The 12,888-nt window shown below is 58.4% G+C and carries 11 protein-coding genes; 9 read left to right on the forward strand and 2 right to left on the reverse strand.

The window, feature by feature from the left end:
• Positions 1-25: 25 nt before the first annotated feature.
• The 8 genes from OKB77_RS01435 (at position 26) to accA (ending at position 9,169) form a co-directional block, all read left to right on the forward strand.
• A complete protein-coding gene (locus OKB77_RS01435) occupies positions 26-538 on the forward strand; it encodes an OmpH family outer membrane protein (protein WP_005338563.1) in 513 nt (170 codons plus the stop codon).
• Positions 539-541: 3 nt separating this feature from the next.
• Positions 542-1,561 (forward strand): UDP-3-O-(3-hydroxymyristoyl)glucosamine N-acyltransferase, encoded by a 1,020-nt coding sequence (gene lpxD / locus OKB77_RS01440; RefSeq protein WP_005338561.1) that lies wholly within the window; start codon positions 542-544, stop codon positions 1,559-1,561.
• A gap of 24 nt (positions 1,562-1,585) precedes the next feature.
• Positions 1,586-2,047, forward strand: coding sequence for a 3-hydroxyacyl-ACP dehydratase FabZ (fabZ, locus tag OKB77_RS01445; RefSeq protein ID WP_150390375.1), 462 nt, complete (start codon positions 1,586-1,588; stop codon positions 2,045-2,047).
• Positions 2,048-2,052: 5 nt separating this feature from the next.
• A complete protein-coding gene (gene lpxA, locus OKB77_RS01450; RefSeq protein ID WP_080741222.1) occupies positions 2,053-2,844 on the forward strand; it encodes an acyl-ACP--UDP-N-acetylglucosamine O-acyltransferase in 792 nt (263 codons plus the stop codon).
• Positions 2,837-3,976 (forward strand): lipid-A-disaccharide synthase, encoded by a 1,140-nt coding sequence (lpxB, locus tag OKB77_RS01455; RefSeq protein WP_100654333.1) that lies wholly within the window; start codon positions 2,837-2,839, stop codon positions 3,974-3,976. Before lpxA ends, lpxB begins: the two co-directional genes overlap by 8 nt.
• 118 nt (positions 3,977-4,094) lie before the next feature.
• On the forward strand, positions 4,095-4,685 hold the full coding sequence (gene rnhB, locus OKB77_RS01460) for a ribonuclease HII (RefSeq protein ID WP_150390376.1): 591 nt from the start codon (positions 4,095-4,097) through the stop codon (positions 4,683-4,685).
• 38 nt (positions 4,686-4,723) lie between these two features.
• Positions 4,724-8,203 (forward strand): DNA polymerase III subunit alpha, encoded by a 3,480-nt coding sequence (dnaE, locus tag OKB77_RS01465; RefSeq protein WP_064338543.1) that lies wholly within the window; start codon positions 4,724-4,726, stop codon positions 8,201-8,203.
• A gap of 15 nt (positions 8,204-8,218) precedes the next feature.
• The gene (gene accA, locus OKB77_RS01470) at positions 8,219-9,169 is read left to right on the forward strand and encodes an acetyl-CoA carboxylase carboxyl transferase subunit alpha (protein WP_005338549.1); all 951 of its coding nucleotides are present in this window, start codon (positions 8,219-8,221) and stop codon (positions 9,167-9,169) included.
• Between the two features lie 285 nt (positions 9,170-9,454).
• Here the strand turns inward: accA and OKB77_RS01475 are convergent, their stop codons facing one another.
• Both OKB77_RS01475 and tal read right to left on the reverse strand, forming a co-directional pair.
• A complete protein-coding gene (locus tag OKB77_RS01475) occupies positions 9,455-9,637 on the reverse strand; it encodes a DUF3545 family protein (protein ID WP_005338547.1) in 183 nt (60 codons plus the stop codon).
• A gap of 160 nt (positions 9,638-9,797) precedes the next feature.
• Entirely contained in the window at positions 9,798-10,748 is a 951-nt protein-coding gene (gene tal / locus OKB77_RS01480; RefSeq protein WP_005338545.1) for a transaldolase, read from the reverse strand.
• 701 nt (positions 10,749-11,449) lie between these two features.
• Between tal and OKB77_RS01485 the strand changes: the two genes are divergently transcribed.
• Positions 11,450-12,880 carry an alanine/glycine:cation symporter family protein gene (locus tag OKB77_RS01485; RefSeq protein WP_013724018.1) on the forward strand — a complete coding sequence of 477 codons (1,431 nt, stop codon included), beginning with the start codon at positions 11,450-11,452 and terminating at the stop codon, positions 12,878-12,880.
• Positions 12,881-12,888: the final 8 nt, after the last annotated feature.

Below are 12,888 nucleotides of genomic sequence, written 5' to 3' on the forward strand. Positions count from 1 at the left end.
CGCCATGAGGGAACAAGGAGTAAGTGTGAATAAAGCGTTGAAAGTAGCTGGTTTGAGCTTTGCACTGATGGCTGCCGGCATGGGTTCTGCCTTCGCTGAGACCAAGATCGCCGTGGTGGATATGGGCGAAGTCTTCCAAAAGCTGCCCCAGCGTGAAGCCGTTGCAGCCAAGCTGAAAGGTGAATTCGAGCCGCGCATGCGTGAGCTGCAGAAGTTGGAACAGGAAGGCCAGAAGCTGGTCGAGAAGTTCCGCAAGGATGAAGCCTTCATGAGCGCCGAGCAGAAGAAGCAGAACCAGGAGAAGCTGGCCAAGCTGCAGATGGAGTTCAACCAGAAGCGTCAAGCCTTTGAGCAGGACAACGGTCGCCGTCAGTCCGAAGAGCGCAACAAGATCCTGACCAAGGTGCAGGCTGCCATCGATTCCATCGCCAAGAGCAATGGTTACGATCTGGTGCTGGAGCGCAATGCCGCCCCGTATGCTGCCAGCAAGCTGGACATCTCCGGCCAGGTTATTTCTCAGGTAAGCAAGAGCAACTAATTGATGGCATTCACTCTCGCACAGCTGGCCCAGCAACTGGGGGCCCAGGTCCATGGCGACGGAACCCTGGAAATCCGCAAGGTAGCGACATTGGAAAAGGCCGGGGAGGGGGATATCACCTTCCTGTCCAACAAAAAGTACCGGCACTATCTGGAGCAGAGCAAGGCGACCGCCGTGCTCATTACCGAAGCGGATCTGCCATTTTGTCCCACCAATGCCCTGGTGCTCAAAGACCCCTATGTGGGCTTTGCCCGGGTAGCCCAACTGCTGGACACTACCCCGCAGCCGGCCACGGATATTCATCCGAGTGCCGTTATCGCGGCTGACGTGCAACTGGGCGAGAGAGTGGCCATCGGCGCCAATGCAGTGATCGAATCCGGCGTCGTGCTGGGTGACGATGTACGCATTGGCCCGGGCTGTTTTGTTGGCAAAAATACCCGGCTGGGAGCCCGCTCCCGGCTGTGGGCCAACGTCACCCTCTATCACAATGTGACCATGGGTACCGACTGTCTGGTTCAATCCGGCACAGTGATCGGCGCCGATGGTTTCGGTTATGCCAACGAGCGTGGCGAGTGGATCAAGATCCCCCAGCTCGGCGGTGTGACCATTGGCAACCGGGTCGAGATCGGTGCCTGTACCACCATTGACCGCGGTGCGCTGGAAGATACCCGCATCGCTGACAACGTCATCATCGACAACCAGTGCCAGATCGCCCACAACGTGGAGATCGGTTACGGCACCGCCGTGGCGGGCTCCACCGTGATGGCTGGTAGTCTCAAGGTCGGCAAATACTGTATCATTGGCGGCGCTTCCGTCTTTAACGGGCATATGGAGATCTGCGACCAGGCCACCGTTACCGGTATGGCCATGGTGATGCGACCCATTACCGAGCCCGGTGTCTACTCTTCCGGCATCCCTCTGCAAACCAATAAAGAGTGGCGCAAGACCGCCGCCCGGGTGATGCGTATCGAAGAGATGCACAAGCGGTTAAGCAAGCTTGAGAAGAAGCTGGATCAAGAATAATCACGATTGGTATAGGGTACTGTTTTGACTACTGAAAAGAAGAGCCTGGGTATCCAGGAAATCATGGATCTGCTGCCCCACCGTTATCCGTTTCTGATGGTGGATCGTGTAGACGACTACGAGATCAGCGAGGAGCGAAAAACCCTGCGCGCCATCAAGAACGTCTCGTTCAACGAGCCGATCTTCCAGGGGCACTTCCCGGCCAAGCCGGTGTTCCCGGGCGTACTGATCCTGGAAGCGATGGCACAGGCCACCGGTATCCTGGCCTTTACCATGGTGGGCAAGCCGTCTCCCAACGAACTCTACTATTTTGCCTCAATCGACAACGCTCGCTTCAAGCGTCCGGTCGGCCCCGGTGACCAACTGGTGCTGGACGTGGAGTTCCTGAAAGAGCGTCGCGGTATTGCCAAGTTCACCGGTGTCGCCACCGTCGACGGTGAAGTGGTCTGTACCGCCGAGCTGATGTGCGCCAAACGCGAGGTTTAACACACGTGATCGACCAGACTGCCATCATTCACGATACTGCCATCGTCCATGAGTCTGCCGTGATCGGTAAAGGGGTTGAAATCGGCCCCTTTTCTGTCATCGGCGCCGAGGTGGAAATCGGTGACAACACCTGGGTAGGTTCCCATGTGGTGATCAAGGGCCCGACCAAGATTGGTTGCGGCAACAAGATCTTCCAACACACCTCCATCGGTGAGGATTGCCAGGACAAGAAGTATGCCGGTGAGCGCACCTTCCTCGAGATTGGCGACAACAACGTCATCCGCGAGAACTGCACCTTCCACCGTGGCACCATTCAGGATCAGAGCCTGACCAGGGTGGGCAGCGGCAACCTGTTCATGGTCAACGTTCATGTTGCCCACGACTGCATCATCGGTGACAACTGCATCTTCGCCAACAACGCGACACTGGCGGGCCACGTGGTGATCGGTGACTTCGTGATCTTCGGTGGTCTCTCTGCCATTCATCAGTTTGGCCGCGTCGGCTCCCACGCCTTCGTCGGTGGCTGCGCCGCTCTGAACAAGGACGTGCCGCCTTACGTGATGGCTGCCGGCAACTACGCCAAGCCGTTCGGGGTCAACTCTGAAGGTCTGCGTCGCCGCGGTTTCAGCGCTGAGGCCATCTCTGCCGTCAAGCGTGCCTATAAAGAGATCTTCCGCTCCGGCAAGACCATCGAAGAGGTGCTGCCGGTGCTGATCGAGATGGCGCAAGCCGAACCGGCCGTCCAGCTCTATGTGGACTTCCTCAAAGATAACGAGCGCGGGATCATCCGTGCCTGATCCGGTTCGTATCGGTATCGTCGCCGGAGAGGTCTCCGGCGACATTCTGGCTGCCGGTCTGGTGCGCGAGCTGCAAGCCCGCTACCCGAATGCGCAGTTCGAAGGGATCGCCGGGCCGCGGATGCAGGCCCTCGGCGTCAAGGCGCTGTTCGAGATGGAAGAGCTCTCCGTCATGGGGATCACCGAGGTGCTTGGCCGTCTGCCGCGCATTCTCAAGGTCCGTCGCGAACTGTTGCGCCACTTTATTGCCAATCCGCCCGATATCTTTATCGGCGTGGATGCACCGGATTTCAATATCGGAGTGGAGCTGAAACTGCGCCGCGCCGGTATCAAGACGGTTCACTATGTCAGCCCCTCGGTGTGGGCCTGGCGCCAGAACCGCATTCACAAGATCAAGGCCGCCACCGACATGGTGCTCGCCTTCCTGCCCTTCGAGAAAGCCTTCTACGACCGCTTCGACGCCCCTTGCCGTTTTGTCGGTCACACCATGGCGGACGATATTCCATTGGTGCCGGATCAGGCCGCCGTGCGTCGCAATCTCGGTATCGATGCCAATCGCCGCTGGCTGGCGGTGCTGCCGGGCAGCCGCACCGCAGAAGTGGGCTTTATGTCCCCCCTGTTTCTCGAGGCGTGCAAACACCTGACGGTGCGCTATCCGGATCTCGGCTTCATCGTTCCGCTGGTCAACCAGAAACGGCGTGAGCAGTTTATGGCCATCAAGGCCGAGGTAGCGCCGGGTCTCGACATGGTGCTGCTGGAAGGGCAGGGCCGCGAGGCGATGATCGCCGCTGACGTGGTGATGCTGGCCTCCGGCACCGCGGCGCTCGAAGCCATGCTGGTGAAAAAGCCGATGGTGGTGGGCTACAAGCTCAAGCCCTTCAGCTATTGGCTGGCCCAGCGACTGGTAAAGACCGAATTTGTCTCTCTGCCCAACCTGCTCGCGGGTCGCATGCTGGTGCCGGAACTCATCCAGCACGAGTGCACCCCGGAGAATCTGGTGGAAGAGGTGAGCAAGTACTTCGAGCACGACAACAGTGCGCTGGTCAACACCTTCACCGAGCTGCACCAGCTGATCCGCTGCAATGCCGACTCGCAGGCTGCCGATGCGGTGGCGGATCTGCTCGGCAGATAACGCTATTTCGGACCGTCGATTGCGCCGCGCTACCCGTTCATTCGTTTTCGAGCGGTAATGCCGCGCCAGTCGACCCCTGTCAGGCCCCACGGGGCCTGTTTTGATTCAAGGCTACAAGATGATGATCGATATTCCTGACGACAAGCTGGTTGCCGGTGTGGACGAAGTGGGCCGTGGCCCCCTGGTGGGTGACGTGGTCACCGCTGCGGTCATTCTCGATCCTGCCAATCCCATTGTCGGACTGGCTGACTCCAAGAAGCTCTCCGAGAAGAAGCGGCTGGCGCTGTTTGACGAGATCAAAGAGAAAGCGCTCGCCTGGGCCATCGGTCGCGCCAGCCCGGAGGAGATCGACGAGCTCAACATCCTGCATGCCACCATGCTGGCGATGCAGCGCGCCGTGGCGGGGTTGAAGGTGACGCCCGAGCTGGTCTTTATCGATGGCAACCGCTGTCCGGCGCTGCCGATGGAAGCGCGCGCCGTGGTCAAGGGCGATAGCCTGGTGGCCGCCATCAGCGCCGCCTCTATCCTCGCCAAGGTGACCCGAGATGCGGAGATGACCGAGCTGGACAGCCGTCATCCCGAGTACGGCTTTGCCCGCCACAAGGGTTATCCGACTGCGGAGCACCTCGCCATTCTGGCCGAGCGTGGCCCGTTGCCCGAATATCGCAAGAGCTTCAAGCCGGTGCGTCGCGCACTGGGGATCGAGTAGACCATGCCATTTAGTTTGAGCAGCGAGAGGAGATGACGATGGCTGACCCCCGTTTTATCCACCTGCGAGTCCACTCCGACTTCTCCATGGTCGATGGCCTGCAGAAGATCAATCCCATCGTCGGGGCGGCGGCGGCCAACAACATGCCGGCGCTGGCGCTGACCGATCAGATGAACATGTGCGGTCTGGTGCGCTTCTATGGCGCAGCCCACGGCAAGGGGATCAAACCCATCGTCGGTGCCGACTTCTGGGTGCAGAGCGATGAGCTCGGCGACGAGCAGTTCCGTCTCACCCTGCTCGCCATGGATAACGACGGCTACCAGAACATCACCCTGCTTATTTCCCGCGGTTACCAGCGCGGCCACGTGCAAGGGCGGCCGGTTATCGACAAGAGCTGGCTCGCCGAACACGCCAAGGGGGTGATCGTCCTCTCCGGTGGCCGCGAGGGGGATGTGGGCAAGTTCCTGCTCAAGGGCAACCGGCAGATGACCGAGCAGTGTGTCGCCTTCTATCAGACCCACTTCCCCGATGCCTACTATCTCGAACTGCTGCGCACCGGTCGACCCGACGAAGAGGTCTATCTGCACATGGCGGTGGCCATCGCTACCGAGTTCGAGCTGCCGGTGGTCGCCACCAACGAGGTGGTGTTCCTTAACGCCGATGACTTCGATGCACACGAGATCCGGGTTGCCATCCACGATGGCTATACCCTGATGGACAAACGCCGTCCCCGTCGCTACAGCCCCCAGCAGTACCTGCGCAGTCAGGAGGAGATGGCCGAGCTGTTTGCCGACATTCCCGAAGCGCTGGAAAACACGGTGGAGATCGCCAAGCGCTGCAACGTGACGGTGCGTCTCGGCGAATATTTCCTGCCCAACTTCCCGACCGGCGACATGACCACCGAAGATTTTCTGGTGGCCAAATCGAAAGAGGGTCTGGAGGAGCGTCTCGAGTTTCTGTTCCCGGATCCGGCGGTGCGGGCCGAGCGACGTCCCGAGTATGACGAGCGTCTCGATGTCGAGCTGAAAGTGATCAACCAGATGGGCTTCCCGGGTTACTTCCTCATCGTGATGGAGTTTATCCAGTGGTCCAAGGACAACGGCATTCCCGTTGGTCCGGGCCGGGGCTCGGGGGCGGGTTCTCTGGTGGCCTACGCCCTCAAGATCACCGACCTCGATCCGCTGGAATTTGACCTGCTGTTCGAACGTTTCCTGAATCCCGAGCGGGTATCCATGCCCGACTTCGACGTCGACTTCTGCATGGACCGGCGCGATGAGGTGATTGAGCACGTCTCCGACATGTACGGCCGGGAGGCGGTGTCGCAGATCATCACCTTCGGCAGCATGGCGGCCAAGGCGGTGGTGCGGGATGTAGGCCGGGTGCTGGGCCACGCTTACGGCTTTGTGGATCGCATCTCCAAGCTGATCCCGCCGGATCCGGGCATGACGCTGGCCAAGGCATTCGAGGCCGAGCCCAAGCTGCCCGAGCTCTACGAGCAGGATGAGGAGGTCAAAGACCTCATCGACATGGCCCGCCGCCTGGAAGGGGTGGTGCGCAACGCCGGTAAACATGCCGGTGGCGTGGTGATCGCACCCACCAAGATCACCGACTTTGCGCCGCTCTACTGCGATGACGAAGGCCATCACCCGGTCACCCAGTTCGACAAGAACGACGTGGAATACGCCGGCCTGGTGAAGTTCGACTTCCTGGGTCTGCGAACGCTCACCATCATCGACTGGGCGCTCGGCATGATAAACCCGCGTCTTGCCAAAGAGGGCAAGCCGCCGGTGGACATCGCCGCCATCCCCATCGATGACAAGAAGTCGTTTGACCTGCTGCAGCGCTACGAGACCACCGCGGTATTCCAGCTGGAATCCCGCGGCATGAAGGATCTCATCAAGCGGCTGCGCCCCGACTGCTTCGAAGACATGATCGCACTGGTGGCCCTGTTCCGACCGGGCCCGCTCCAGTCAGGCATGGTGGATAACTTCATCGACCGCAAACACGGTAATGAAGCGATCTCTTATCCGGATGAAAAGTGGCAGCACGAGAGCCTCAAGCCCATCCTCGAACCCACCTACGGCATCATCCTCTATCAGGAGCAGGTGATGCAGATCGCCCAGACCCTGGCGGGTTATACGCTCGGTGGCGCAGACATGCTTCGCCGGGCGATGGGTAAGAAAAAGCCCGAGGAGATGGCCAAGCAGCGGGCCGGTTTCGAGGAGGGCGCCGTCAAGAATGGCGTCGACGGCGAACTGGCGATGAAGATCTTCGATCTGGTGGAGAAGTTTGCGGGCTACGGCTTCAACAAATCCCACTCCGCCGCCTACGCGCTGGTCTCCTACCAGACCCTCTGGCTCAAGACCCACTTCCCGGCCGAGTTCATGGCGGCGGTCATGACCGCCGATATGGACAACACCGACAAGATCGTGACTCTGGTGGATGAGTGTCAGCGGATGGGGCTCACCGTGATCCCGCCGGATGTGAACACCGGTCGCTATCGCTTCTCGGTCAACGAAGATGGTCATATTGTCTACGGGATCGGGGCAGTGAAAGGGGTGGGTGAAGGCCCCATCGATGCGATCTTGAGCGCCCGGGATCAGGACGGCCCGTTCCGCGATCTGTTCGACTTCTGTAACCGGGTCGACATCAAGAAGCTCAACAAGCGGGTGATGGAGAAGCTGATCCTCTCCGGGGCCATGGATCGGCTCGGCCCCCACCGCGCCGCCCTGATGGCAACGCTGGAGGAGGCGATGCGTGCCGCCGAGCAGCACGCCAAGGCGCAGGCGGTGGGGCAGGTCGACATGTTCGGCGTGCTCACCGAAGAGATTGACGACGTCAAGAAGGCGTTTGCCAACGTGCCGCACTGGCCTGACAAGGTATGGCTGGAAGGGGAGCGCGAGACCCTCGGGCTCTATCTCACCGGTCACCCCATCAACCAGTACAGCAGCGAATTGCGTCGTTATACCTCGGGTCGCCTGTGCGATCTGCATCCCACCTCCCGCGATACCGTGACCACGGCGGCGGGGCTGGTGATTGCGGCCCGCAGCATGGTGACCAAGCGTGGCAACAAGATGGGGATCTTCACTCTGGACGACCGTTCCGGTCGCCTCGATGTGACCCTGTTCAGTGAAGCGCTGGAAAAATATGAAGAATTGATGCAAAAAGACCGCATTTTGGTGGTTTCTGGACAGGTCAGCTTTGATGACTTCTCCGGTGGCCTTAAAATGTCGGCTCGAGAATTACTGGATATCAACGATGCGAGGGAGCGTTTTGCCAGAGCAATCCGCATCTCCCTCGATGAACAGCGGATTGATGATCGCTTTTTCCCGCGTTTGTGCGAGATTTTGGAGCCCGCCCGTGCCGGAGTCTGTCCGGTTCAGGTAAACTATCGTCGCCCCGGTTCCCGGGTGCGATTGACGCTCGGTACCGAGTGGCGGGTGACGCCCACCGATCAACTGATAGATGACTTGCGAGTCCTGCTTGGACGAGAGCGGGTTGAATTGGTTTTTGATTAGAGGTTCTAAGGCCCTATGAGTCTTTTTCTGGATTTTGAACAGCCGATTGCCGAGTTGCAGGCGCAGATTGATGAACTCAAACATGTGAGTGAAGGCAATCACGCCGTGGATCTGAAAGACGAGATCCGCCGGCTGGAGAAGAAAAACGAAGAGCTGACCAAGAAGATCTTCGGTGATCTGGGGGCCTGGCAGGTATCCCAGATGGCGCGTCATCCCCAGCGCCCCTACACCTTTGACTATATCGAGCATATCTTCACCGATTTCGACGAGTTGGCTGGCGATCGCGCCTATGCCGATGACAAGGCTATCGTCGGCGGCATCGCCCGTCTCGACGGTGAGCCTGTGATGGTGATTGGTCACCAGAAGGGTCGCGAGACCAAAGAGAAGATCAAGCGCAACTTCGGCATGCCGCGTCCGGAAGGATACCGCAAGGCCCTGCGTCTGATGGAGATGGCCGAGCGCTTCAAGATGCCGATCATCACCTTTATCGATACCCCGGGCGCTTACCCCGGCGTCGGTGCCGAAGAGCGTGGCCAGTCCGAAGCGATTGCCCGCAACCTGAAAGTGATGGCCGGTTTGACCGTGCCGGTGGTCTGCACCGTGATCGGTGAGGGCGGCTCAGGTGGTGCGCTGGCAATCGGCGTGGGTGACCGCGTCAACATGCTGCAGTACTCCACCTACTCCGTCATCTCGCCGGAAGGGTGTGCCTCCATCCTGTGGAAGAGCGCAGACAAGGCTTCTGTGGCTGCCGAAGCGATGGGTATCACTGCCCAGCGTCTGAAAGAGCTCAAGCTGATCGACCACGTGATCGACGAGCCCCTCGGCGGTGCCCACCGCGATGTGGAGAAGATGGCCAAAAACCTCAAGGCTCGCATCAAGCAGGATCTGGACGCACTGCGTCCGCTCGATACCGAGCAACTGCTGGAGCAGCGCTACCAGCGTCTGCTGGGCTACGGCTACTGCTAAGCGCTGCCTTCAACCCCTAGTATTCAGGCCCCCGTCAGCGACGGGGGTTTTTTATTGCTGATAACCTGTCTTGCGATGTTTGCGCCAACGCGCCCTGAAACGGCACAGCTCAATCTTCGCGGGTGAGGGGCTGGGTTGCTATGCCTCACTTTGGTGAGGGCTGTCAGTAGCCAACAGTATCCTTTGGCATTGCTGGTGATGGCACGACAAGCCGCTTGATCATCCGATTGCGGCATAAAAAAGCGCCCCGGCTATGCGGAGCGCTTTTACAGGTGTCTGGCGGTATTACAGTTCAATCTCGTCTGTAAGACCTTCATAGGCGATATCGATGGATTGCAGCTCCTTCTGCAGGCGATGTTTGTCTTTCAACGCCTCGATTTCACGCCATTTACGTTTTTTTCCCGTTGTCCCGCGGCTACGCGAACCGAGTTCAACCACCTCGTCATAATCGAAGTTGAACATTTCCATGGCTCCCTCCTTGGTTTTTATCGTTTTCACCACCCGTATAACATAACGAATCTGAAATTAAAACGTTTTCGTGACGACTCTATGACAGCGCTAAAAAAGCCCATGAAAAAAAACCGGGCCCCTTGTTAGGGGCCCGGTTTTTATCAGAAAAAAGAACCGATTACAGGCGGCTTGCCAGCATGGTTTCCAGCTTGCCCTGGTCGATGGCGAACATGCGGATGCCTTCGCCCAGCTTCTCGTGAGCCATGGCATCTTGGTTCAGTTCCCAGCGGAATTCGGCTTCGGTCATCGGAGTCGGTTTGGCCTTGCGCTCACCGGTGTAGTCCAGTTTGCGTACCACAGCGCCTTCGGTTTTGCTCAGCTCTTCCAGCAGGGCTGGGCCGATGGTCAGGCGGTCGCAGCCGGCCAGTTCCAGGATCTCGCCGGTGTTGCGGAAGCTGGCCCCCATCACGACGGTCGGGTAGTCGTGCTGCTTGTAGTAGTTGTAGATGGAGGTGACGGAGACCACACCCGGATCTTCGCTGGCGGTGTAATCACGGCCATTTTTAGCCTTGTACCAGTCGAGGATACGACCCACGAACGGGGAGATCAGGAAGGCACCGGCTTCGGCACAGGCACGGGCCTGGGCGAAGGAGAACAGCAGGGTCAGGTTGCACTGGATACCCTCTTTCTCCAGTACCTCGGCGGCACGGATCCCTTCCCAGGTGGAGGCCAGCTTGATCAGAATGCGGTCGTTGCTGATACCCGCTTCATTGTAGAGACGGATCAGTTTGCGGGCCTTGGCGATGCTGGCTTCGGTATCGAAGGAGAGACGGGCATCCACTTCGGTGGAGATACGGCCCGGAACGATCTTCAGCACTTCCAGACCGATGTTGACGGCCAGCTTGTCGCCCGCGTCGATGATTTGCTGTGCCTTGTCCTGGCTCTGGGCTTTGGCCCAGTTGATGGCGTCTTCGATCAGCGGAGCGTACTCGGGGATCTCGGAGGCCTTCAGAACCAGAGAGGGGTTGGTGGTGGCATCGATGGGCTGATAGCGTTTGATGGCTTCGATATCACCGGTGTCGGCAACAACAGTGGTCAGGGCTTTCAGCTGGGTTAATTTATCGGCCATAGCGAATATCATCTCTTAATGAGGGAGTAATCCCTGGGTTGCGGGCTTGAGACGGTGGTTCTGAAATAAAATTACAGGATCTTGGTGCCTCAGGCTCAGAAAAGCGCGATGGGGGCGGCCCATCGTCATTGCCTGCCTAATTAATACTGATGTGCTGCATCCTGCAATAGGGGCGCTTGGTTGTTAAACATTCAGGCTGTTGAGTTATCCCGTTTTATGGCTTGAAACTATATGATTAGTAAGGTTTTTTACATTTCATTCCGACCTCGCTCCGGTTTGCTTTCAGCTGAACTTTTTTAGCCAATATCCATATTTGTGTCGTCGATCACATAAATTATCTCGCTACGTACTTGAAATTTAATTACAGCGCAAACGTTTGGCGAAATGTCTCCGTTTGAAAGCCATTTCATGCAAGCGTTTGCGTTTTCGCATAGCTCATCAGGGATATATCAAAATGGTTCTCTTATGGGGCTTAATGGTGGCCTGTCTGATTGAATTATTGAGTTTGTTGAAAGTTTGCGATTTAAATGGAGCTTTATGGGCTTTTACCGTTCGTTTTTTGTGTCTCGCGTGACCGGGATCACTATTCCGGGCTCTCCCGCTGTGCTAGATTCCGCCCCTTTAGCGAAACGCTAATTAAACGACAGACAGAAAACGGTCAGCGCAGACTGGCCATGGATGTGAATAACAACGAGAGAATTATGGACACCTTGATTGCGATGCTAAACGACCTGATGTGGGGAGCCGTGCTCATCTACCTGCTCATCGGGGTCGGTATCTTTTTCACCTTCCGCCTGGGTTTTATCCAGATCCGTCACTTTGGCCACATGTTTTCCGTGCTGAAAAACAGCCGTAAATCGGACAACGCAGGCATCTCCTCCTTCCAAGCCCTCTGTACCAGCCTTGCCGCCCGTGTCGGCACCGGCAACCTGGCCGGTGTGGCAGTCGCCATCTATCTGGGTGGCCCCGGCGCCATCTTCTGGATGTGGCTGATTGCCTTTATTGGCATGGCGACCGCCTTCGTTGAAAGCACCCTGGCCCAGCTCTACAAGGTCAAGGATGAGGATGGCAACTACCGTGGTGGCCCGGCCTACTACATGGAGAAAGGCCTTGGCATGCGCTGGATGGGGGTGGTCTTCTCGCTCTGCCTGATCCTGGCATTTGGTCTGGTGTTCAACGCGGTGCAGGCCAACTCCATCAGTCTGGCGATGAAGGTGGCGTTTGGCATTCCTGACTGGGTCAGCGGTCTGGCGCTGGTGGCGCTCTCCGGCCTGATTATCTTCGGCGGCATTCGTGGCATCGCCCGTTTTGCCGAGCTGGTAGTGCCCTTTATGGCACTGGCCTACATCCTGCTGGCGCTGGTGATCGTGGCGATGAACATCACCGAGTTGCCCCATGTCTTCATGCTGATCATCAAGTCCGCCTTCGGGATTGAGCAGGCCGGCTCGGGTGCGCTGGGTTATGCCATCTCCCAGGCGATGATCAACGGTATCAAGCGCGGTCTCTTCTCCAACGAAGCGGGGATGGGCTCTGCGCCCAACGCTGCGGCGACTGCCACTCCCTATCCGCCGCACCCGGCCTCTCAGGGTTATGTGCAGATGCTGGGCGTCTTTATGGACACCATCGTTATCTGCAGTTGTACCGCCGCCATCATCCTGATGTCCGGTCAGTTTGAGCCGGGCTCCGGCGTGACCGGTGTCGAGCTGACCCAGCGGGCGCTCTCCTCCCAGATTGGCAGTGGTGGCAACATCTTCATTGCGGCGGCCATCTTCTTCTTCGCCTTCACTTCTATCGTGGCGAACTACTCCTATGCCGAGACCAATCTGGTGTTCCTCGAGCACAACCACAAGGGTGGCCTGATGCTGTTCCGGGTGTTCGTACTGGGGATGGTGATGTTCGGCGCCGTGGGTGAGTTGCCGATCGTGTGGGCCATGGCGGATGTCTCCATGGGGCTGATGGCCATCGTCAACCTGGTAGCGATCCTGCTGCTCTCCAGCGTCGCCATCAAGCTGGCCAAGGATTACAACGACCAGCTCCGGCTGGGCAAGGTACCCACCTTCGATGCCAACAAATACCCCGAGATCCGCTCCCAGCTGGAAGAGGGGATCTGGGACAATCCGACCAAAAAATAACAAGCGGT

Origin of the sequence: Aeromonas sp. Y318-3, from assembly GCF_027706185.1 — a bacterium.
Taxonomy (GTDB): domain Bacteria; phylum Pseudomonadota; class Gammaproteobacteria; order Enterobacterales; family Aeromonadaceae; genus Aeromonas; species Aeromonas veronii.